Annotated in this window: 20 protein-coding genes and 2 tRNA genes; 13 read left to right on the forward strand and 9 right to left on the reverse strand. The window is 71.6% G+C overall.

Annotated features, from left to right (window positions below; translation table 11 throughout):
* The first annotated feature begins 130 nt into the window (after nucleotides 1-130).
* The 4 genes from IE275_RS05895 to IE275_RS05910 all read left to right on the forward strand — a co-directional run bounded on the left by IE275_RS05895 (nucleotide 131) and on the right by IE275_RS05910 (nucleotide 4,017).
* The gene (locus IE275_RS05895; protein ID WP_189708254.1) at nucleotides 131-727 is read left to right on the forward strand and encodes a M48 metallopeptidase family protein; all 597 of its coding nucleotides are present in this window, start codon (nucleotides 131-133) and stop codon (nucleotides 725-727) included.
* A 121-nt stretch (nucleotides 728-848) separates the two neighbouring features.
* Nucleotides 849-2,552, forward strand: coding sequence for a TerD family protein (locus IE275_RS05900; RefSeq protein WP_189708256.1), 1,704 nt, complete (start codon nucleotides 849-851; stop codon nucleotides 2,550-2,552).
* Nucleotides 2,553-2,563: 11 nt separating this feature from the next.
* Nucleotides 2,564-3,244, forward strand: coding sequence for an AIM24 family protein (locus tag IE275_RS05905; protein WP_189708258.1), 681 nt, complete (start codon nucleotides 2,564-2,566; stop codon nucleotides 3,242-3,244).
* Nucleotides 3,245-3,261: 17 nt separating this feature from the next.
* A complete protein-coding gene (locus tag IE275_RS05910) occupies nucleotides 3,262-4,017 on the forward strand; it encodes an AIM24 family protein (protein WP_189708260.1) in 756 nt (251 codons plus the stop codon).
* 100 nt (nucleotides 4,018-4,117) lie between these two features.
* On the opposite strand, the gene IE275_RS05915 is transcribed toward IE275_RS05910, so the two are convergent.
* Together IE275_RS05915 and IE275_RS05920 are read right to left on the reverse strand one after the other, a co-directional pair.
* Entirely contained in the window at nucleotides 4,118-4,639 is a 522-nt protein-coding gene (locus tag IE275_RS05915) for an NUDIX hydrolase (protein WP_189708262.1), read from the reverse strand.
* Complete coding sequence (locus IE275_RS05920) at nucleotides 4,636-6,117, reverse strand: zinc-dependent metalloprotease (RefSeq protein ID WP_189708264.1); 1,482 nt, start codon at nucleotides 6,115-6,117, stop codon at nucleotides 4,636-4,638. Before IE275_RS05920 ends, IE275_RS05915 begins: the two co-directional genes overlap by 4 nt.
* A gap of 195 nt (nucleotides 6,118-6,312) precedes the next feature.
* Between IE275_RS05920 and IE275_RS05925 the strand changes: the two genes are divergently transcribed.
* The 4 genes from IE275_RS05925 (at nucleotide 6,313) to IE275_RS05940 (ending at nucleotide 9,601) form a co-directional block, all read left to right on the forward strand.
* Nucleotides 6,313-7,422: an SDR family oxidoreductase gene (locus IE275_RS05925; protein WP_189708266.1), complete on the forward strand. Its 1,110-nt coding sequence runs from the start codon at nucleotides 6,313-6,315 to the stop codon at nucleotides 7,420-7,422.
* Nucleotides 7,423-7,560: 138 nt separating this feature from the next.
* Nucleotides 7,561-8,022: a molybdenum cofactor biosynthesis protein MoaE gene (locus tag IE275_RS05930; protein ID WP_189708268.1), complete on the forward strand. Its 462-nt coding sequence runs from the start codon at nucleotides 7,561-7,563 to the stop codon at nucleotides 8,020-8,022.
* Nucleotides 8,023-8,228: 206 nt separating this feature from the next.
* Complete coding sequence (locus IE275_RS05935; protein ID WP_189708270.1) at nucleotides 8,229-8,429, forward strand: hypothetical protein; 201 nt, start codon at nucleotides 8,229-8,231, stop codon at nucleotides 8,427-8,429.
* An 80-nt stretch (nucleotides 8,430-8,509) separates the two neighbouring features.
* On the forward strand, nucleotides 8,510-9,601 hold the full coding sequence (locus IE275_RS05940; RefSeq protein WP_189708272.1) for a YlbL family protein: 1,092 nt from the start codon (nucleotides 8,510-8,512) through the stop codon (nucleotides 9,599-9,601).
* A 197-nt stretch (nucleotides 9,602-9,798) separates the two neighbouring features.
* Here the strand turns inward: IE275_RS05940 and IE275_RS05945 are convergent, their stop codons facing one another.
* Entirely contained in the window at nucleotides 9,799-10,341 is a 543-nt protein-coding gene (locus IE275_RS05945) for a PPA1309 family protein (RefSeq protein WP_189708274.1), read from the reverse strand.
* A 164-nt stretch (nucleotides 10,342-10,505) separates the two neighbouring features.
* Here IE275_RS05945 and IE275_RS05950 point away from each other — a divergent pair, with 164 nt between their 5' ends.
* The 4 genes from IE275_RS05950 to IE275_RS05965 all read left to right on the forward strand — a co-directional run bounded on the left by IE275_RS05950 (nucleotide 10,506) and on the right by IE275_RS05965 (nucleotide 15,889).
* Nucleotides 10,506-13,466 (forward strand): UPF0182 family membrane protein, encoded by a 2,961-nt coding sequence (locus IE275_RS05950; RefSeq protein ID WP_189708743.1) that lies wholly within the window; start codon nucleotides 10,506-10,508, stop codon nucleotides 13,464-13,466.
* A 40-nt stretch (nucleotides 13,467-13,506) separates the two neighbouring features.
* A tRNA-Met gene (locus IE275_RS05955) sits at nucleotides 13,507-13,580 on the forward strand.
* A gap of 206 nt (nucleotides 13,581-13,786) precedes the next feature.
* The gene (locus IE275_RS05960; RefSeq protein WP_189708276.1) at nucleotides 13,787-15,691 is read left to right on the forward strand and encodes a tetratricopeptide repeat protein; all 1,905 of its coding nucleotides are present in this window, start codon (nucleotides 13,787-13,789) and stop codon (nucleotides 15,689-15,691) included.
* Nucleotides 15,692-15,815: 124 nt separating this feature from the next.
* Nucleotides 15,816-15,889: transfer RNA gene (locus tag IE275_RS05965), tRNA-Met, on the forward strand.
* A gap of 141 nt (nucleotides 15,890-16,030) precedes the next feature.
* On the opposite strand, the gene IE275_RS05970 is transcribed toward IE275_RS05965, so the two are convergent.
* The 3 genes from IE275_RS05970 to hisN all read right to left on the reverse strand — a co-directional run bounded on the left by IE275_RS05970 (nucleotide 16,031) and on the right by hisN (nucleotide 18,000).
* Nucleotides 16,031-16,447, reverse strand: a complete 417-nt coding sequence (locus tag IE275_RS05970) for a Fur family transcriptional regulator (RefSeq protein WP_189708278.1) — start codon at nucleotides 16,445-16,447, stop codon at nucleotides 16,031-16,033.
* A gap of 209 nt (nucleotides 16,448-16,656) precedes the next feature.
* A complete protein-coding gene (locus IE275_RS05975; RefSeq protein ID WP_189708280.1) occupies nucleotides 16,657-17,049 on the reverse strand; it encodes a CBS domain-containing protein in 393 nt (130 codons plus the stop codon).
* Nucleotides 17,050-17,199: 150 nt separating this feature from the next.
* Nucleotides 17,200-18,000, reverse strand: a complete 801-nt coding sequence (hisN, locus tag IE275_RS05980; RefSeq protein ID WP_189708281.1) for a histidinol-phosphatase — start codon at nucleotides 17,998-18,000, stop codon at nucleotides 17,200-17,202.
* A gap of 150 nt (nucleotides 18,001-18,150) precedes the next feature.
* Between hisN and IE275_RS05985 the strand changes: the two genes are divergently transcribed.
* Entirely contained in the window at nucleotides 18,151-18,765 is a 615-nt protein-coding gene (locus IE275_RS05985) for a TetR/AcrR family transcriptional regulator (protein WP_189708283.1), read from the forward strand.
* A gap of 116 nt (nucleotides 18,766-18,881) precedes the next feature.
* On the opposite strand, the gene IE275_RS05990 is transcribed toward IE275_RS05985, so the two are convergent.
* The 3 genes from IE275_RS05990 to aroA form a co-directional block, all read right to left on the reverse strand.
* Nucleotides 18,882-19,205 (reverse strand): DMT family transporter, encoded by a 324-nt coding sequence (locus IE275_RS05990; RefSeq protein WP_189708285.1) that lies wholly within the window; start codon nucleotides 19,203-19,205, stop codon nucleotides 18,882-18,884.
* Nucleotides 19,206-19,281: 76 nt separating this feature from the next.
* The gene (gene rsgA / locus IE275_RS05995; RefSeq protein ID WP_189708287.1) at nucleotides 19,282-20,292 is read right to left on the reverse strand and encodes a ribosome small subunit-dependent GTPase A; all 1,011 of its coding nucleotides are present in this window, start codon (nucleotides 20,290-20,292) and stop codon (nucleotides 19,282-19,284) included.
* Nucleotides 20,293-20,303: 11 nt separating this feature from the next.
* Complete coding sequence (aroA, locus tag IE275_RS06000) at nucleotides 20,304-21,620, reverse strand: 3-phosphoshikimate 1-carboxyvinyltransferase (RefSeq protein WP_189708289.1); 1,317 nt, start codon at nucleotides 21,618-21,620, stop codon at nucleotides 20,304-20,306.
* Nucleotides 21,621-21,644 lie beyond the last annotated feature (24 nt).

Consider the following 21,644-nt stretch of genomic DNA (forward strand, 5'->3'; position numbering starts at 1 on the left):
CGAAAGTTGTCCACAGGCGGGGGAGTTCGTCGTACAAATCCGTCGTACCAGGCGAACCGGGGGTGAGGGTTCGGAACCCGACCGTCCCGGAGTCGGGACTTCTCCCATGTGCAGCGGGTAACGTCGGGGCGTGCCCGCCGACCCCCTGCACCGCGCCGGAACCCCACCGCGCAGCACGACGAGCCAGCCGCCCAGCGGATCGAGGACGAGCCCGATCGAGGTTCGCAGAAGCGCCCGTCGGCGTCGGACGGTCTCCGCGTACCGCGAGGGCGACCGCACCATCGTGCTCATCCCCGCCCGGATGTCCGAGGCCGAGGAGCAACGCTGGGTGAGCGTCATGCTCGACAAGCTCGCCGCGCAGGAGAGCAGGCGGGTACCGGGCGACACCGAACTGGCGGAGCGCGCGCAGCGGCTGTCGGACCAGTGCTTCGGCGGCCGGGCCCGGCCCACCTCGGTCCGCTGGGTGACCAACCAGAACACCCGCTGGGGCTCGTGCACCCCGGCCGAGGGCAGCATCCGACTCTCGCACCGGCTGAAGGGGATGCCGGAGTACGTCATCGACTACGTGCTCGCCCATGAGCTGGCGCATCTGCTGGTCCCGGGGCACGGGCCCGACTTCTGGCGGCTGCTGGAGGCGTACCCGCGCACCGAGCGGGCCCGTGGCTATCTCGAGGGCGTGGTCGCCGCCGAGCGGCTGCCCCACCTGCCGGACGCGCGCGGAGAGTAGTCCTCCCGGCACCCCGAGCGCCGGTTCTGTACCGGGTCTGTACCGACATCGTGCGTTGTCCGACTTTGCCGTTAGCCTGACGCGACGCACTCGCAATCGGGATGGGGGACGGTCGTTACGCATGCCCAGGGAATTCCAGCGCGGCCACAAGGCCAGGATCAGTGACCTCACGGCGGGCACCGATCTGTACGTAGGCGTGCAGATCTCCGCCCCCGGCCTGTCCTTCGACATCAGCTGCTTCGGCCTGGACGCCGACGAGCGGCTCTCGGACGACCGGTACTTCGTCTTCTTCAACCAGCCGAAGTCCCCCGAGGAGTCCGTCCAGCTCCTGGGCGCCCAGGCGGGCGACACGGAGTCCTTCCGCATCACCCTGGACCGGATCCCGGCGCAGATCCAGAAGCTGTCCTTCACGGCGACCATCGACGGCGCCGGACAGATGTCGCAGATCGCCCCCGGGTACCTCCGCATCGTCGCCGGCGGCGAGGAGGTGGCCCGGTACGCGTTCAACGGTTCCGAGTTCACCACCGAGCGGGCCGTGATGCTGGGTGACTTCTACCTGAAGGACGTCTGGCGGTTCGCGGCCGTCGGACAGGGCTTCGACGGCGGCCTGGAGGCGCTGCTGAAGAACTTCGGCGGTGAGGTGGCGGAGGAGGAGGCGCCCGCCGCGCCGTCCCAGCCGCAGGCCGGTGCCAGCCCCGGCTTCGCCCCGCCCGCGTTCGGCGCCCCGGGCCCGGCGCCCGTCCCGGCGCCCGCTGCCCCGCAGCAGCCGCAGCCCGCCGCCGCGCAGGGCTTCGCGCCGCCGCCCGGAGCGACGCCGCCGCCGGCCCCGGCGCCCGCGCCCTCCGTGCACGGCGCGCCGACCATCGTGGCGCCGTTGACCCCGCCCGGCGGAGTCCATGTCCCGCCGCCGGCCCCGGCGCCCGCGCCCTACGGCCAGCCCCAGCCGCCGTACGGCCAGCCGCCGCAGCAGCAGCCCTACGGCCAGCCCGCCGCCCCGGGCGCCCCGATGCCGCCCGGCTACGGCCAGCCCCAGGCGCCGCAGGCCCCGATGCCGCCCGGTTACGGCCAGCAGCCCACGCCCCCCGGCTACGGCCAGCAGCCTCCCTTCGGGCAGGCCCCCGGCCAGCAGGCGTACGGCGTTCCGCAGGGCGCGCCCCAGGGTGGTGCCGGTGTGACGGCCGCGCTCCAGCAGTTCAAGGAGACGCCCACCGGGCAGCGTTGGACCCAGCAGAACAGGAAGCTGGTCCGCGTCGACCTCGGCGTCGGCGGCCAGCCCGTGCTCGCCCGCCAGGGCAGCATGGTGCTCTACCAGGGCAAGGTCGACTTCAGCTACAAGGGCGCGGGCTTCGCCGGCCGGATCGTGGGCAACGCGACCGGCCAGGAGATGCAGCTGATGCGCTGCACCGGCCAGGGTCAGGTGTTCCTCGCCGAGAACTCCACGATGCTGCACCCGATCGAGCTCCAGGGCGACGGCATCTGCGTCTCCGCGGAGAACGTCCTCGCGTTCGACGAGAGCCTCCAGTACGAGGTACGCCGCGTCGAGGGTCACGGCATCCCCGGTGGCGCCCTGTTCACCATGCAGTTCACCGGTACCGGCACCATCGTGGTGAAGACGCACGGTGTCCCCGTCGTCCTGCCGGTCACGCCCACCACCTTCGCCGACTGCAACGCCGTCGTCGCCTGGTCGGCCGCCTCCCAGGTGGTCGTCTCCAGCCAGGTGCGGATGCGCCGCAACGCCTACCCCGGCGACACCGGAGAGAGCGTCAACCTCCAGTTCCGGGGCGCTCCCGGCAACTTCATCGTCGTCCAGCCGTACGAGGTCTGAGGGAGCCCGTCATGAACCAGCCGCTCGCGGGCTACGCCCCCGCACCCGTCACCGCCCGCATGGAGAACCACGGCAATCACATGCTGAAGGTCGCCATGCAGACCGGGAACGACCTCTTCGCGCGCGTGGGCTCGATGGTCGCCTACGAGGGCTTCGTCCAGTACGAGCCCAACCCGCCGGCCGTGCGCCAGATCGCGCGCGACTGGATGACCGGCGAGGGCGCACCCCTGATGAAGTGCTCCGGGGACGGTCTGCTCTACCTCGCCGACTACGGCGCCAACGTCGTCGTGATCAACCTCAACGGCGACGGCATCTCCGTCAACGCCACCAACCTGCTGGCCTTCGACGCGCACCTCACCTGGGGCGTCGAGCGGGTGAAGGGCCTGGCGAAGTTCGCCGGTCAGGGCCTGTGGAACACCAAGATCTCCGGGCAGGGCTGGGTCGCGCTGACCTCCCGGGGCAAGCCCATCGTCGTCGACTGCGGTGGCGGCGAGGACGAGACGTACGTCGACCCGGACGCGCTCGTCGCCTGGTCCCCGAACCTGAAGGTGAAGGGCAAGCGCAGCTTCAAGGCGCAGTCCCTGATCGGCCGGGGCAGCGGCGAGGCCTACCAGATGGCCTTCTCCGGCCAGGGCATCGTCGTCGTCCAGCCCAGTGAGGACAGCACCGACCGCCTCCGGATCCGGGGCTGAGGGGGAGCCAGAAAGCCATGCAGAGCCCGCTTTTCGCCTACAACGACCAGCAGACCCAGGACCGCTGGAGCCTCCAGAACAAGCAGATGCTCCGCGTCGCCCTGGAGGGCCACGACGACATCCTCGCCCGCAAGGGCACGATGGTCGCCTATCAGGGCCTGGTCGAGTTCGACGCCGAATACCAGAGCAACCAGCAGGGACGCGCGCGTGCGCGTACCGGCGAGGGCTTGGACCTGATGCGCTGTCACGGACAGGGCACGGTCTTCCTCGCCAACCTGGCGCAGCACGTCCATCTCGTGGAGGTGGAGCAGGACGGCCTGACCGTCGACAGCAGCTATGTGCTGGCCATGGACTCCTCGCTGCACCACGAGGTCATCGCCGTCGACAGCCTCTACGGCATCTCCGGCTCCGGGAAGTACCAGCTCAACATCACCGGCCGCGGCAAGGTTGCGCTGATGACCTCGGGCGCGCCGCTGATGATGCAGGTCACGCCGGACAAGTACGTCAACTGCGACGCCGACGCGATCGTGGCCTGGTCCACCGGGCTGCGGGTGCAGATGCAGGCGCAGACGCACACCTCCGGGGTGTGGCGCCGACGGGGCAGCACGGGTGAGGGCTGGGAGCTGAGCTTCATGGGCACCGGTTTCGCGCTCGTGCAGCCCAGTGAGCTGCTGCCGCCGCAGAACGCCCAGATCGGCTCCGGCCTGGCCGCGCAGTACGGGATGGGACAGCAGGGGGTCCGGGGGCAGAACCAGGGCAACGTCTGGAGCTGACCGTCCGGAAGGCTCGCGTAAGGGGCGGCTGCCCAGGTGGCCGCCCCTTACCCATGCCCGCGTCGGACACGCGTTCGACGCGGGGGCCACGCGGGCGCTCTCACACCAGCGCGCGGGTGGCCTCCAGCAGCCGTACGACGGAGTCGTCCGCCACGGCCGCGACCTCGTCGTACGGGAACCAGCGCAGGTCCAGGGACTCGTCGCTGATCGCCTGGGTCGCGCCGGCGGGGGCCAGGACCGCGTACTGGACGTCGAAGTGCCACCGGCACGGCTCGGGGATCGGATGCCGGTCGAGGCGCACCGGGCCGCCCGCCAGGAGCGTCAGGCCCTCGATGCCGGACTCCTCCGTGGCCTCGCGCAGCGCCGCCGCCTCCAGGGAGGTGTCCTGCGGCTCGCAGTGGCCACCCATCTGGAGCCACTTGCGCAGCTTCCGGTGCAGGGTCAGCAGGACCCGGCCGTGCTCGGGGTCGATCACCAGCGCGCTCGCCGTGACATGCCCGTCGCCGCAGGCCTTCCACATGCCGTCCGGATGGGTCTCCAGATGCTCCAGGTAGGCATGACGCAGCTCGTCCTGGCCCTCGTGGCGCTTCAGCACGAGGACCGCGTCGTCGTGGAGACTCACTCGGTGTCGTCGCCCTTGCCGTCGCCCTTGCCGTCGCTTCCGCCGTTGCCCCGGTCGCCTTCGTCGTCCTTCGACAGGTTCGGCTTCTCGCCCGCGGCATGGCCGGCCGCCTCGCCGAGCATCTTGTCCAGCTCCGAGAAGTCCAGGTGCTCGCGGTGCACGAAGCCGTCCGGGTCGTCCAGGTCGGAGGCCGTCGGCAGCATGTCCGGGTGGGCCCACAGGCCGTCCCGGCCGTCGACCCCGCGCGCGTCCGTCAGCGACGCCCACAGACGGGAGGCGTCGCGCAGCCGGCGCGGGCGCAGCTCCAGGCCGATCAGCGTGGCGAACGTCTGCTCCGCCGGACCGCCCGTGGCACGGCGGCGGCGCAGCATCTCGCGCAGCGCGTCCGCGGACGAAAGACGCGGCTTCGCGGCCGCGTGGACCACCGCGTCCACCCAGCCCTCGACCAGCGCCAGAGCCGTCTCCAGACGGGCCAGGGCGGCCTTCTGCTCCGGGGTGTCCTCCGGCTGGAACATGCCCTGCTGAAGGGCGTCCTGAAGCTGCTCGGGGTTCTGCGGGTCGAACTGTCCGACCACGTCCTCCAGCTTGGCCGTGTCGACCTTGATCCCGCGCGCGTAGCCGTCGACCGCGCCGAACAGATGCGACCGCAGCCACGGGACGTGCGCGAACAGACGCTGGTGGGCGGCCTCGCGCAGCGCGAGGTACAGCCGCACCTCGTCCTTCGCCACGCCCAGGTCCTTGCCGAACGCCTCGATGTTCGCCGGCAGCAGCGCGGCCCGGCCGGCCGGGCCGAGCGGCAGCCCGATGTCGGTCGAGCCGACGACCTCGCCCGCCAGTACCCCGACGGCCTGGCCGATCTGCGAGCCGAACATCGCGCCGCCCATGGAACGCATCATGCCGATCAGCGGGCCGGCCATGGCCTGCATCTCCTCCGGCAGGACGTCGCCCATGGCCGCGCCGACCCGCTCGGCGACCGGGTCGACCAGTTCCTTCCAGGCGGGCAGGGTCGCCTCGACCCACTCCGCGCGCGACCAGGCCACCGCGGAGCCGGCGCCGGACGGCAGGGACGTCGCGTCGTCCAGCCACAGGTCGGCCAGGCGGACGGCCTCCTCGACCGCGGTGCGCTCGGCGGGGCCGATGCTCGCGTCCTTCACGCCGTCGGGCGTGCCCTGGGAGACCGTCTGGCGGGCGATCTGTTTGGCCATGTCCCAGTTCACCGGGCCGCCCTCGTAGGAGAGCATCTGGCCCAGCTGCTGGAACGCGGCGCCCAGGTCGGTGGGGTTCAGCGAACCGAACATGGCCGCGAGCGGATTGTCCGCGCCCGGGGCGCCGAAGCCGCCGGCTCCGGGCATCCCGCCGAAACCGAACGGGTTGGCCGGTCCCTGACCACCACCGCTCTGCTGGTCCTTCTTCTTGCCCTCGTCGCCGTCTTCCGGCTCCTCCGGCGGAAGGCCGAATCCGAATGGGGTGTCACTCACGGGGTTCCTCGGCTGGTAAGGCCACCGGTTCTGGCCCGGCGGCGCGGCTGCCCTGCAACACCACCCAGCGTAGACACCCCGGGGCTCGATCGGGCCTCGGTGCTTCGCCGACTCTTGGCCTGCGGCAGGATGGATGCCACTGGTACGTACGCGTCACTCGCGCCCGTATGCCAAGACAACCGCTGGAGACACCTGGTGAGTTCCCCAGATCCGCAGGTTCGCGCAGCGCGAAACCCCTCCACCCCGGGCGGCTCGCGCGGGCCCGTCGTCGCCGTGACCGGCGCCGCCACCGGGGTCGGCGCGCTGCTCACCGAGCGGCTCGCCGCGTCGGACGAGGTCAAGCAGGTCCTCGCGATCGACGAGCGGCGGGGTGAGTGCGACGCGGCGCAGTGGCACATCCTGGACGTCCGTGACCCCGCGATCGCCGACAAGCTGCGCGGGGCGGACGTCGTCGTCCATCTCGCGCTCGATCTCGACCTGGGGAGTGACGCCGCCGCCCGGACGGCCTACAACGTGCGCGGGACGCAGACCGTGCTGACCGCGGCCGCGGCGGCGGGTGTGCGCCGCGTGGTGCTGTGCACCTCCGCGATGGTCTACGGGGCGCTGGAGGACAACGAGCTGCCGCTCTCGGAGGACGCCGAGCTGCGCGCGACGGCGGAGGCGACGGGCGTCGGCGACCTGCTGGAGGTCGAACGGCTGGCCCGGCGGGCGCCTCGGGCGCATCCCGGGCTGAACGTCACCGTGGTGCGGCCCGCCGTACTGGTGGGAGGCACCGACACGGCGCTGACCCGGTACTTCGAGTCGCCCCGTCTGCTGGTGGTGGCCGGATCCCGGCCGGCCTGGCAGTTCTGCCACGTCGAGGACCTGTGCAGTGCCCTGGAGTACGCCGTCCTGGAGAAGGTCGACGGCGAGCTGGCCGTCGGCTGCGACGGCTGGCTGGAGCAGGAGGAGGTCGAGGAGCTCAGCGGGATCCGGCGGATGGAGCTGCCGTCCGCGGTGGCGCTCGGCGCGGCGGCCCGGCTCCACCGGATCGGGCTCACGCCGTCCCCCGCGGGTGATCTCGCCTACACGATGTATCCGTGGGTGGTGAGCGGGAGCCGGCTGCACGACGCGGGGTGGCGGGCGCGGTGGACCAATGAGGAGGTGCTCGCCGAGCTGCTGGAGGAGGTGGCCGGGCGGCACACGGTGGCCGGACGCCGGCTGGGACGCAAGGACGCGACCGCGGCGGGCGCCGCGGGGGCGACCGTCGCCCTGCTCGGGGCGGCGGCCGTGGTGCGGCGGGCCCGGAAGGCGCGGCGGCGGTGAGCCCGACGGCGGGGGCGGGCGCCTCGGCGTCCGGGGCCGCGCTCCCGCCGTCCCTGTAGAAGACTCCAAGCCCGCACGCGCGTGTGCCGGGCGATCACGCTATTCCCCGTGCTCCCGGGCGTGCGGCACGATGGGGGTATGGCAGTCACCAACGATCATCCCGGCGAGCAGGGTGCGCAGGATCCCGTGAAGCTGATCGCCGTCCGGGACACGGCGCTCTCCCTGGACGAGGTCTTCCGGGCCGTCGGGGACGACGCGGCCGGCGGGACGGCGTTGTTCGTCGGCACCGTGCGCAACCACGACGGGGGTGCCGATGTCGACTCGCTCGGGTACTCCTGCCACCCCAGTGCCGAGGCGGAGATGCGGCGGATCGCGGAGAAGGTGGTCGCCGAGTACCCGGTGCGGGCGCTCGCGGCGGTGCACCGGGTCGGGGATCTGAGGGTCGGCGATCTCGCTGTCGTCGTCGCCGTGTCGTGTCCGCACCGGGGGGAGGCCTTCGAGGCCTGCCGCAAGCTGATCGACGATCTCAAGCACGAGGTGCCGATCTGGAAGCACCAGACGTTCTCCGACGGGACCGAGGAGTGGGTCGGGGCCTGCTGAGGACCCCGACCGCCCCGGACCCGATCCCGACCGGCCCGTAGCGGCCCGGATCCGATCCCCGACCGGCCGACATCCGACCCGGATCCGACCCGGACCGGACCACTCCGGTGCTCCGGTTGCGTAACCGGCCCCCTGCCGTGAGCGTTGTCAGTGCAGATGGTTAATCTGCTGATCAGTCAGTTGCGGTATGGGGTTGGGAGGTCGGCATGGCGGTGCTCGTCTGGTTGCTGATTCCGCTTGTGGCTGCCGTCGGTGCCGGCCTGTGGGGGAGCTGGGCCAACCGCACCCGCAGGGCGCGCGGCGACGGACCCGAGCTGGACGGGTACGCGCGGTTCCGTGCCGCCATGGAGCGGTCCGCCGTGGTGCAGCGGCCCGAGGCCAGGGAGACGTCCCACTCGGGGAGCTGACCCGGACCGCCCGCCGCGAGAGCCCACCCTGGTGGTGGCCCTGACGGTGCGCTGACAGAAGCGTCCCGTACTGTCGAGTCATGCCACGCCGCACCGCGACGATGCTCGCCTCCACCCTGATGCTGATCGCGCTCCTGTGCGCGGGGGTGCTGATCCCCGTGCCGTACGCGGAGATGTCCCCGGGGCCGACGGTGAACACGCTGGGGGAGCACGACGGCGAGCCGGTGCTCCAGATCTCCGGGCGCAAGACGTACAAGGCCGACGGCAACCTCAACATGACCACCGTGCGCGTCACCAGCGCCGACTACCGGATGAACCTCGTCGAGGCCGTGTACGGGTGGCTTGCGCACGACAACAAGGTCGTGCCGCACGACACGCTGTACCCCGACGGCAAGACCGAGGAGGAGTCCACCCAGGAGAACGCCGAGGAGTTCAGCCAGTCGCAGGAGAGCGCCAAGGTCGCCGCCCTGAAGGAGCTGGACATCCCGGTCTCGTCCTGGGTGATCGTCTCGACCGTGGTCAAGGACTCCCCGGCGGAGGGCAAGCTGCACGCCGGTGACGTGATCAAGGCCGTGGACGGCAAGGCGGTGAAGGAGCCGGGCGACGTCGCCGAGCTGGTGACCAAGCACGAGCCGGGGCAGGACGTCGTCTTCACGATCGTCCCGGCCAAGGAACAGGCCGCGGCCGAGAAGGCGAACAAGACCGCGACCACGACGCAGGACGTCGCGATCAAGACCGCGACCTCGGACGACACCGGTGAGAAGCGGGCGATCGTCGGGATCTCCGCCGGGACCGATCACACGTTCCCGTTCACCATCGACATCAAGCTCGCGGACGTCGGCGGGCCCAGCGCCGGTCTGATGTTCGCCCTCGGGATCTACGACAAGCTCACGCCGGGCAGCCTCACCGGCGGCACGTTCGTCGCCGGCACGGGCACGATCGACGACGACGGCAAGGTCGGGCCGATCGGCGGCATCGAGATGAAGACCGTCGGCGCGCGCAGCCAGGGCGCCCAGTACTTCCTGACCCCGAAGGACAACTGCAAGGCCGCCGCCAAGGACACCCCGGCGGGGCTCAGGCTCGTCAAGGTGGACACCATCGACGACGCCCTCGCCGCGCTCAAGGACATCCGCAGCGGCGACACCGCCGATCTGCCGAAGTGCACGAGGTAGCCGGGGCGGCTAGGGCCTGTCTTTCGGATCAGGCCGGTTCCGGTCCGCGGGAGTTGTCGGCATGGCCGAGCGGGGTCTGGTGCGTGCAGCTGCAAGGCGGAGGAGGGCGGCAACGCGGAGCGTTGACAACCGACGACAACGCCGCAGATGTGCGTGCCAGACCCCGCGACCCCCGGCAAGATCCGAAAGAGAGGCCCTTACTCCTCGAAGGTCGCCGACAGGGCCTCCGCCAGGCCGGGGACCAGGCTCGCGCCCGTGAGGACCTCCGACGGGGCGTCCTTCTCGCGCAGCCGCAGGGCCGAGTCACGGGTGCCGTCGCGCAGCACGCCGACCGTCATCCGGACCTCCTGGCGGTCGGGGTGCTCGGCCACCCACCGCGCCAGCTTCGCGTCGCTCAGCCCCTTCGGGACCTGGGCCTCGGCGGACGGCGGCAGCATCAGCCGCTCCACGGTGAGCGCGCAGCCGACCACCGCGTCGGGCCAGGCGATCGTGGCAAGGAACTCGTCGAGCGCCTTGTCCGTTGGCACTTCGTCCTGCTCGATCGGGGTGAGACCGGTGGTCTCGCTCGCCTGCTCCAGGCCGAGCTGGGCCGCGAGCGAGGGTTCCTGAGCCCGCAGCCGTGCGGTGTCTACGAGGGCGAAAAGGCGGGCGGGCTGGTCCCAGCCGAGGCCGGAGGCGTACTCGTCGATCTCGAGTACGGCCCGGGTGAGCGGGCTCGCCGCCATGGGAGTGTTGGACATGGTCACAATCCTGCCTCGTTCCTGGGCGGAATCGGGAACCGAGTAAACGGTGAGTAAGTTGCATAGGTGTGGGCCCACGATCACGGGGGGCCACTCACGGTCCACGAACACGCGGGCCTGACGGATCAACAGCGACTTTCGAGGTGCGCACCTTGGCTTTCCAGATGCCGGACCGCGGCGGAGGCCCGACAGGGCCGCGGATCAGAGTGGGCCGCCCGTCCCGGCGGGTCAGAACCCTGCTCATGACACTGGGCGTCCTTGCCGTGCTCGGCATGGCGTTCACCATGTTCGCCGGGTTCTGGACGGACTGGCTGTGGTACCGGTCGGTGAACTACTCGTCGGTGTTCACCACCACCCTGTGGACCAAGATCGGGCTGTTCTCCGTCTTCGGCCTGCTGATGGCTCTCGCCGTCGGCTTCAACATCTGGCTGGCCCACCGGCTGCGGCCGCCGCTGAGCGCGATGTCCGTCGAGCAGCAGAGCCTCGACCGCTACCGCATGGGGATCGCGCCCTTCAAGAGGTGGCTGCTGCTCGGCATCGCCGCCCTGGTGGGCCTGATCGCGGGCGCCTCGGCGGCCGGCCAGTGGCGGACCTGGCTGATGTGGGTCAACGGCGTGTCCTTCGGCCAGAAGGACCCGCAGTTCCACCTCGACGTGTCCTTCTTCGCCTTCGACCTGCCCTGGTACCGCTTCCTGCTCGGCTTCGGCTTCGCCGCCACGATCCTCTCCCTGATCGCCGCCGCGCTCACCCACTACCTCTACGGCGGGCTGCGCGTCACCAGCCCCGGGGCGCGCGCCACGGCCGCGGCCACCGGGCACCTGTCGGTGCTGCTGGGCATCTTCGTCGCGCTGAAGGCGGTCGCCTACTGGCTCGACCGCTACGGCCTCGCGGTGAAGTCCAGCGACTTCAAGGCGACGGACAACTGGACCGGCCTGCGGTACGTCGACGCCAACGCCTACCTGCCGGCCAAGACGATCCTGTTCTGCATCGCCGTCATCTGCGCCCTGCTGTTCTTCGCCACCCTGTGGCGGCGCACCTGGCAGCTGCCGGTGATCGGCTTCGGCCTGATGGTGCTCTCGGCGATCCTGATCGGCGGCCTGTACCCGGCCATCGTCCAGAAGTTCCAGGTCCAGCCGAACGAGCAGGCCAAGGAAGCCCCGTACGTCGAGAAGAACCTCAAGGCGACGCGTGAGGCGTACGGCATCGACGGCGCCCAGGTCGACGAGTACTCGGGGACGAGCAAGACCGAGGACAAGACCACGCTGCGCGACGATGTCGGCACGACGGCGAGCATCCGTGTCCTGGACCCGAACATCGTGTCGCCGACCTTCCAGCAACTCCAGCAGATCCGGAAGTACTACGCGTTCCCGACCAACCTGGACGTGGACCGCTACAGCGTGAACGGCCAGGACCAGGACACCGTCATCGGTCTGCGCGAGCTGAACCTCGCGGGCGTCGACAAGCAGAACTGGATCAACAACCACTTCCGCTACACCCACGGCTACGGCGTGGTCGCCGCCAAGGGCACCACGGCCGATGCCGACGGCCGCCCGGCATTCACCGAGTCCAACCTGCCGTCGGAGGGCGTGCTCGGGGACTACGAGCAGCGGATCTACTACGGCGAGAAGACGACCACGTACTCGATCGTCGGCGGTCCCCAGAAGGAGATCGACTACTCCGACGACCAGGGCGAGAAGACCACCAGCTACACCGGTGAGAGCGGCGTCAACCTCTCCAACCCGATCAACCGCGCCGCGTACGCGGTGGCGTTCGGAGAGCCGCAGATCCTCTACTCCGGCGCGATCGGCGACGGCTCGCGGATCCTCTACAACCGCACGCCGAAGGACCGCGTCGAGGCGGTCGCCCCGTGGCTGACCATCGACGGCGACGCCTACCCGGCGGTCGTGGGCGACCGGATCCAGTGGATCGTCGACGCCTACACGACCACCAACGGCTACCCGTACGCCTCGCGCACGACCCTCGGTGACACGACCGCCGACTCGCTGACCGCCACCAACGACAACCGTGCGGTGGTGGCCCAGCAGAACCAGGTCAACTACATCCGCAACTCGGTGAAGGCGACCGTCGACGCGTACACCGGTGAGGTCAAGCTCTACCAGTGGGACACCCAGGACCCGGTCCTGAAGACCTGGATGAAGGCGTTCCCGGGCACGGTCGAGCCCAAGACCGCCATCTCGGACAAGCTGATGGCCCATCTCCGGTACCCGCAGGACCTGTTCAAGGTCCAGCGCGAGCTGCTCACCCGCTACCACGTGAAGGACGCGACGACGTTCCTCAGCGGCAGCGAGGTGTGGCAGGTGCCGGACGACCCGACCAACAAGTCGGGCGACGCGGTGCCGCCGTACTACCTGAGCATGAAGATGCCGGACCAGCAGGCGCAGGCGTTCTCGCTGACGACGACCTTCACACCCAACGGCCGGGACAACCTCAGCGCGTTCATGGCGGTCGACTCCGAGGCGGGCACTCCCGACTACGGCAAGATCAGAGTCCTGAAACTGCCGACGAGCACGACCGTCGACGGACCCAAACAGGTCCAGAGCCAGTTCAACTCCGAACAGGACATCGCCGAGTCCATCAGGCTGCTGAGAGGCGGCGACTCGGAGGTCGAGTACGGCAATCTGCTGACCGTGCCGCTCGACGGAGGACTGCTGTACGTGGAGCCGGTCTACGTACGCGGTGGTGGCCTCAAGTACCCGCTGCTGCGCAAGGTGTTGGTGTCCTACGGCGGTGTGACGGCCTTCGAGGACACCCTCGACCAGGCTCTCGACAAGGTCTTCGGCGCCACGGCCACGGCCCCGCCCGAGGACGACGGGGGAGACGACGGCGGCACCACACCGCCACCGACGTCCACCAACCCCACGGTCAAGGAGGCGCTGGACGACGCCCAGGCGGCCTTCACCGCCGGCCAGGAAGCCCTCAAGAAGGGCGACTGGGAGGCGTACGGCAAGGCGCAGGACGACCTCGCGGCCGCGCTCAAGCGGGCCGAGGACGCGCAGGAGGCGGCTGAGAAGAGCGGCGACAAGGCCGGCAGCAGCCCCAGTCCGGGCAACTCCGCCAGCCCGGCGGCCAGTCCGAGTCCGACCGCCGGCGCCGACAGCGGCTGATCAAGCTCCCCCCGCGTCGTGGTACAGTTGTCTCACACGACGCGGGGTGGAGCAGCTCGGTAGCTCGCTGGGCTCATAACCCAGAGGTCGCAGGTTCAAATCCTGTCCCCGCTACTGAAAACGAAGGCCCGGATCCGGAAACGGATCCGGGCCTTCGTGGTGTGCGAACGCATGTGCCGCCACGGCGGGCCGCCGCGCCGCTGTGGGGAGTTCGGGGAGTTGTGTTTGACTTGTCTCTCTGTGGGCATGTCGACAAAACGCTGAAGTGACCTTACGGGCTGCGGTATACCAGGTGTACCCGGGTTGCAGGTGGTGCGACGATGGACGTTATGGGGGACAAGGCAACTCTGTTCGAGACAGGGCGGTTTGTGCAGCCTTCCGGTGAGGAAGCGACCCCGGACCAGAGCCGGGACGAGACGGTGGAGTCCGTCGAGACGGTGGACACGGCCGACGCGGTCGAAGCGGCCGGGACGGTCGAGGCGGGGGAGGCCGTCGAGGAGATGCGGCTGCGGCTCGCGGCCGAGGGCGGCGACGCCGAGTCGACCAGCGTCCTCGGGGCCATGCTGCTGCGCCGCGGCGACCTCGACGGAGCCGAGCCCCATCTGCGGGCCGCCACCGCGGCGGGCGACCGGGCCGCGGCCAACAATCTGGGTGTCCTCCTGCACCAGCGCGGCTACCCCGACGAGGCGGCCGGATGGTGGCGGGTCGCCGCCGTCGCCGGCTCCGTCGCGGCCGCGCACGCCCTCGGCCGTCACCATCGTGAGCGCGGGGACGAACCCGCCGCCGAGTACTGGCTGCGCCAGTCCGCCGAGCAGGGCCACGCGCTGGGCGCGTACGCCCTCGCCGATCTGCTGGAGCACCGCGGCGACAGCGGGGCCGAGCGGTGGATGCGGGCCGCGGCCGAGCGCGGGCACCGCGAGGCGGCGTACCGGTTGGCGAGGGCGCTCGAACACCGGGACGACCCGGAGGCCAGGGTCGCCTCCCCGGCCGAGGGCGGCCCCGACAACGGTGTCTCCCGGCAGACGGAGGCCGAGCAGTGGTACCGGCAGGCCGCCGCGCGCGGGCACCGGCGGGCCGCGCTGCACCTCGGCGCGATCCTGGAGCGGCGCGGCGAGCTCAAGGAAGCCGGACGCTGGTACCTGACCTCGGCCAAGGACGGCGAGGCACGGGCCGCCTGCGCGCTCGGCTTCCTGCTGCGCGACGCCGGCGACACCGAGAACGCCGCCATCTGGTGGCTGCGGGCCGCGCAGGACGGTGACGGCAACGCCGCGAACGCGCTGGGCGCGCTGCACGCCGAGCGCGGCCAGACCCAGACCGCCGAGCGCTGGTACCGGGCCGCGATGGACGCCGGCGACGACAACGGCGCCTACAACCTCGGACTGCTCTGCGCGGAGCAGGGCCGTACCGCGCAGGCCGAGCAGTGGTACCGGCGGGCGGCCTACGCCGGGCACCGGGAGGCCGCCAACGCGCTCGCCGTCCTGCTGCTCCAGGTCGGGGACACCGCCGGCGCCGAGCCGTGGTTCTCCAAGGCCGCGGAGGCGGGGAGCGTGGACGCCGCGTTCAATCTGGGGATCCTGTTCGCCGGGCGCGGCGAGGAGACGGTCGCGCTGCGCTGGTACGGACGTGCGGCGGCCGCGGGACACACCGAGGCGGCGCTCCAGGTCGGCATCGCCCGGCTCCGGGACGGCGACGAGCCGGAGGCCGAGCGGCATCTGCGGTGCGCCGCGGGCGGGGGCAGCGCGGAGGCGGCGTACCGGCTGGCGGCCGTGCTCGACGCGCGGCGGCCGCCGCAGCCCGCGCACGAGCTGGGCGAGATCGTGCACGAGAAGACCGAATGCGAGGAGTGGTACGAGCGGGCCGCCACGCAGGGGCACCGGCGGGCCCAGGTGCGGGTCGGGATGCTGGCCGCGGCGCGGGGCGACGTCGTGGAGGCCGCGCGGTGGTACCGGACGGCCGCCGAGGCCGGGTCGCGCAACGGTGCCTTCAATCTGGGGCTGCTGCTGGCGCGAGAGGGCAGCGAGCCCGAGGCGGTGGTGTGGTGGACCCGGGCCGCCGATGACGGGCACGGACGGGCGGCGTTGCGGCTAGCCCTGGTCTACGCGCGTCGCGGTGAGCTGGCGGAAGGCCAGCGCTGGGCCGACCGCGCGGTGTCACTGGGGCCGGGCGAGGTCGCGGAGCGGGCGGCACGGCTGCGGGACGCGCTGCGGGAGGAACTGTCGGCGTGACCTCCCCGGGGGCCGGGAGAAGGCCCTCGGGGGGCTGACGGAGAACCCCCGGGGGCCGGCGGAAGGCCCTCGGGGAAGCGATTTGCCTCCGTCCTCCCCCATCACGTAATGTTGCATTCATCGACGCGGGGTGGAGCAGCTCGGTAGCTCGCTGGGCTCATAACCCAGAGGTCGCAGGTTCAAATCCTGTCCCCGCTACTGAAGGCCGAGGGCCGGAATCCGAAAGGGTTCCGGCCCTCGGTGCATGTGTGCCTCGGCCCGGCCGGTGGTGAGTCTCCCGGTGCAGCACGAAGCCCCGGCGCCCTCGAAGGGGCCGGGGCTTCGGAGAAAGGGGGAGGGTTACGCCGCCGCGCAGTTGGGGCAGGTGCCGCGGTACGTCACCTCGACGCCGGAGACGGAGAAGCCGAAGCGCTCCGAGTCGGGGAGGTCGGCCAGCGGGTTGCCGGTCGGGTGGACGTCGCGGATCGCGCCGCACTGGGCGCACACCAGGTGGTGGTGCGGGCGGTGCGCGTTGGGGTCGTACCGCTTGGCGCGCTTGTCGGTGGCGACCTCGAGCACCTCACCGAGGGAGACCAGCTCGCCCAGCGTGTTGTACACCGTCGCGCGGGAGATCTCGGGCAGCTTGGCGACCGCCCTGGAGTGCACCTCGTCGGCCGTCAGATGGACGTGATCGCCGTCGAGGACCTCGGCCACGACACGTCGCTGCGCGGTCATCCGCCAGCCGCGTCCGCGCAGGCGTTCCAGAAGGTCACTCATGCGCACCAGCCTAACAGCAGGGGGAACAGTTTCCGATCGGGTGTGACTTTGGATCAGAGCTGGACTTGGACTCGGTCCATTGTAGGATCGCGCGCGGCTCTGGCCAAGGTGTGCCCGGAGTCGTCCACCTGCCGTGAGCGGACGGACCGGACCTCCCGGTGCGGAGATCCGGCCCGTCCGTGCGTGCTCGCGGAGCTGTCGGGCCGGTGTCAGACGGGCGCGTGCTCCCTCTGCGGCGCCCAGCAGCGGATGATGTCGCGGACCGAGACGATCCCGGCCGGCTCCCCCCGGTCGAGGACGATCAGGTGCCGGAAGCCGCCGTGGGCCATGGCGCGGGCCGCCTCCTCCAGGGTCCAGGTCGGCGCGGCGAAGACCACGTTGTTGGTGGTGTGGGCGTGGGTCCGCTCGGCGTCCGGGTCCTGGCCCAGGCCGACGGAGTTGAGGATGTCCCGCTCGGTGAGGATGCCTGTGCCGCCGGCGTCCGGGTCGAGGACGACGGCCGCGCCGACATGGCGTGCGGACATCAGGGCGGCGGCCTGGCGCAGTGTGTGGTCGGGGCCGATGGTGAGGACCACCGTGCTCATGGCGTCTCGGACGAGCATGGGCTGGAGCACCTCCTACGGATCCATGAGGGCTAGTTCATGGATTCACAAGTTCACAAGTGGCGGTGCTCTCAGAGTCCCAGGTAAAGCGAGGGTCAACAAGAGGGCGCGCGCTGCCAATTGAGGGCGCGCGCGCTCATCTGTGGGCGGTCAGCGGCGCCCGTCGAGATACCCCAGCAGCTCGTCGTGGAGCAGCCCGTTCGACGCGGCCGCGTCACCGCTGTGCGGGCCCGGGCGGCCGTCGAGCCCGGTGAAGGTACCGCCGGCCTCCGTCACGACGATCGCGTTGGCCGCCATGTCCCAGAGGGACAGCTCGGGCTCGGCGCAGAAGTCGATGGACCCCTCGGCGACCATCATGTACGGCCAGAAGTCGCCGTACGCGCGCGTGCGCCACACCTCGCGGCTCAGGTCCAGGAAGCCGTTCAGCCGGCCGCGCTCCTCCCAGCCGGAGAGCGAGGAGTAGGCGAACGAGGCGTCGGACAGCTGCGAGACGCCCGAGACGTGCAGCCGGGTGGCGGAGGAGAGGCTGCGGCCGGAGTAGGCGCCGTGGCCCTTCGCGGCCCACCAGCGGCGGCCCAGGGCCGGGGCGGAGACCACGCCGACGACGGGCTGGTAACCGCCCTCGCCGGCCTCCATCAGGGAGATGAGGGTCGCCCAGACCGGGACGCCGCGGACGTAGTTCTTGGTGCCGTCGATCGGGTCGACCACCCAGCGGCGGGGACCGGTGCCCTCGAGGCCGTACTCCTCGCCGAGGACCGCGTCCCGGGGGCGGGCGCGCTGGAGCTGGCCGCGGATCAGCTCCTCGGCGGCCTTGTCGGCCTCGCTCACCGGAGTCATGTCCGGTTTGGTCTCGACCTTGAGGTCGAGGGCCTTGAAGCGGTCCATGGTCGCGGCGTCGGCGGTGTCCGCGAGGACGTGCGCGAGACGGAGGTCGTCGAGGTAGTCCGGCATGGGACGAACGGTATCCGGCGGGCGTCGGACGGGGCCACAGGGGACCGGGGTGCGGACGGCGGGGCCCGGCCGACTGTCTCCGCGCACCCTTGACAGTGCCCCCTTCCGCGTCAAACTGGGCAGCAAGCCGCTCGCCCCAGGGAGGCGATGATGCCTGCTGCGCGGGAATCCCTACTGGACGCCGCCTTCACGGCGCTTGCCCAGCGGCCCTGGTCCGCGGTGCGGATGGTGGACGTCGCCGCGACGGCCGGAGTCTCCCGGCAGACGCTCTACAACGAGTTCGGCAGCAAGGAGGGCCTCGCCCGGGCGCTGGTGCGGCGGGAGGCCGACGGATATCTCGCCGGGGCCGAGCACGCCCTGGCCGTGCAGGGCGACGTGCGCACGCGCCTGACCGCCGCCGCCGAGTGGATCGTCTCCGCCGCCGGTGACAACGCGCTGATACGGGCCATGCTCACCGGCTGCTGGAGCGAGCGCCTGCCGTCCCCGACGCTCTCCGCGGTGCCGTCCTCCTCCGCCGTCCCGGCGCAACGGCGGGCGGACGGCCCGCTGCCCTCCCCCGGGGACCTCATGGCGGCCGTCCGCGACCGGGCGGTGGCCGTACTGGGCGGCCCCGGGGCGGCGGCGCGGGCGGACCTCGCCGACCTGGCCCGCTCCTGCGAACTGACCGTCCGGCTGGCCCTGTCCTGCGTCGCGGCGCCACCGCCCGGACGGGACGGCGTGGCGGACCTGCTGCGCTGCGCTCTGCCGCGCCAGAACGGGCAGTAGCGCCGGCACGCCGGCAGCGCGCCGGCACGCCGGTACACCCCCACCACCGCGCCGAACCCCACCACCGCGCCGAATTCCGCCACCGCGCCGGAGACCCCCCGACCGCCGGAAGCCCCCTAGTGCGACGACCCCGACAGCTGGAGTCCGATCACTCCCATGATCACCAGACTGATCGAGACGATCTTCAGGGTGGACACCAGGTCGCCCAGGAAGATCATTCCGTAGATCGCGGTGCCCGCCGCGCCGATGCCGGTCCACACGGCGTACGCGGGGCCGACGTCGAGTTTCTTCAGGGAGAGGGTCAGCAGGCCGAAGCTGCCGAGGGCGAAGATGCAGAAGGCGATGGTCGGCCAGAGCCGGGTGAAGCCGTGCGAGAGCTTCAGGCAGACGGCGAAGCCGGTCTCGAGCAGTCCCGCGACGATGACCAGCAGCCACGCCATGTGCTGTCCTCCCGTGTGTGCGGCTCGGTGCGATTATGCACTTACCGGGCTCACCACCCCACAAACAACGCGGAGGTCAGTCGCCCTCCGTGCGCTCCCGCGTGGACAGCAGTCGCCGCAGCGAGTAGAGCCGCGCCGGGTCCGCGTGGCCCGCGGCCACCCACGCGTCCAGCGCGCAGTCCGGCTCGTCGTGGCTGCACGCGCGCGGGCAGCCCTCCGTGCCCTCCTCCAGCTCGGGGAAGGCGTGGATCACCCGGGACGGGTCGATGTGGGCGAGGCCGAAGGACCGCACGCCCGGGGTGTCGATCACCCAGTCGTCGGTGCCGTCGAGGGGCAGGGCGAGCGCCGAGGTCGTGGTGTGCCGGCCCCGGCCGGTCACCGCGTTGACGTGCCCCGTCACCCGGCGTCTGTCCTTCGGGACCAGCGCGTTGACGAGGGTCGTCTTGCCGACGCCCGAGTGGCCGACGAACGCCGTGGTCCGCCCGGCCAGGAACGCGCGCACCCGGTCCGCCGCGCCGCCGTTCTCCAGCTCCTCGCGGCTCGTGACGACGTACGGGATGTCGAGGTCGCCGTACAGCTCCAGGAGCTTGTCCGGCGGGGCCAGGTCCGACTTGGTCATGACCAGGAGCGGCGTCAGACCGCCGTCGTAGGCGGCGACCAGGCAGCGGTCGATCAGGCGCGGGCGCGGCTCGGGGTCGGCGAGGGCGGTGACGACGGCGAGCTGGTCGGCGTTGGCGACCACCACCCGCTCGTACGGGTCGTCGTCGTCCGCGGTGCGGCGCAGCACCGAGGTGCGCTCCTCGATGCGGACGATCCGGGCCAGGGTGTCCTTCGTGCCGGACAGATCGCCGACCAGGGCGACCCGGTCGCCCACGATCGCGGCCTTGCGGCCCAGCTCACGGGCCTTCATGGCCATGATGATCCGGTCGCCGACGAGGCAGGTCAGCCGGCCTCGGTCGACGGTGAGGACCATGCCCTCGCAGGCGTCCTCGTGCTTGGGGCGGATATGGGTACGAGGCCGGTTGCCCTTGCGGTTCGGGCGGCTGCGGATGTCGTCCTCGTCGGTGTGCTTGCCGTAGCGGCGCATGGCGATAGTCCCTAGATCCCGAGCATCCCGGTCCACAGCTCGGGAAAGTCCGGCAGCGTCTTCGCCGTCGTCGCCACGTTCTCGATCTGTACGCCCTCCACGGCCAGGCCGATGATCGCACCGGCGGTGGCCATGCGGTGGTCGTCGTAGGTGTGGAAGATCCCGCCGTGCAGCCGGCGCGGACGGATGTGCAGGCCGTCGGCCGTCTCCGTGACGTCCCCGCCCAGCTCGTTGATCTCCTTGGTCAGCGCCGCCAGCCGGTCCGTCTCGTGCAGGCGCAGGTGCGCCACGCCCCGCAGGGTGGAGGGCGAGTCCGCGAGGGCGGCGACGGCCGCGATGCCCGGGGTCAGCTCGCCCACGTCGCTCAGGTCGACGTCCACCCCGTGGACCGAGCCCGACCCGGTGAACACCAGCCCGTAGTCGGTCAGCTCGCAGGAGCCGCCCATCTCGGTGAAGATCTCGCGCAGCCGGTCACCGGGCTGCGTGGTGCGCGCCGGCCAGTCGGGCACGGTCACCCGGCCGCCCGTCACCAGCGCCGCCGCCAGGAACGGCTGGGCGTTCGACAGGTCGGGCTCGACGGTCAGGTCCCGGCCCAGCAGCGCGCCCGGCGTGACCCGCCAGACGTTCGGCTCACCGCCCGACTCCGGGGTGTCCACCTGGGCGCCGACCGCGCGCAGCATGTCGACGGTCATCCGGATGTGCGGCACGGAGGGGAGCGTGGCGCCGGTGTGGCGGACCTCCACGCCCTGGTTGAAGCGCGGCCCCGACAGCAGCAGCGCCGACACGAACTGGGACGACGACGAGGCGTCGATCTCCACCGGCCCGCCGTCCAGCGCGCCCGAGCCGTGCACGGTGAGGGGCAGCGCGCCCCGGCCGTCGTCGTCGATCCGGGCACCGAGGACGCGCAGCGCGTCGATGACGCCGTGCAGGGGACGCTCGTACGAGCGCGGATCGCCGTCGAAACGGACCGGGCCGTCGGCGAGCGCGGCGACCGGCGGGAGGAACCGCATGACCGTGCCCGCGTTGCCGACGTCGACCGTGGCCGGGCCGTGCAGCCCCGCCGGCAGGACCCGCCAGGCCTCGCCGGTGCCGTCCGGGCCCACGCCCTCCTCGATGCCGATGCCCATCGCGCGCAGGGCCTCCGCCATCAGCAGGGTGTCGCGGGAGCGGAGGGGGCGCCGCAGCCAGCCGGGTTCGGAGGCGAGGGCGGCGAGGACGAGGGCGCGGTTGGTGACCGACTTCGACCCCGGCACGTGGACCGTCGCGTCGACGGCCTCGCTCACGGTGGGGGCGGGCCAGAGGGCGGTGTGGGCCGGGTTCACGGGCATGCGTTCACTTTAGTCGGAGGGGGA

The sequence above is a fragment of the Streptomyces phaeofaciens genome, assembly GCF_014648915.1.
Taxonomy (GTDB): Bacteria; Actinomycetota; Actinomycetes; order Streptomycetales; family Streptomycetaceae; genus Streptomyces; species Streptomyces phaeofaciens.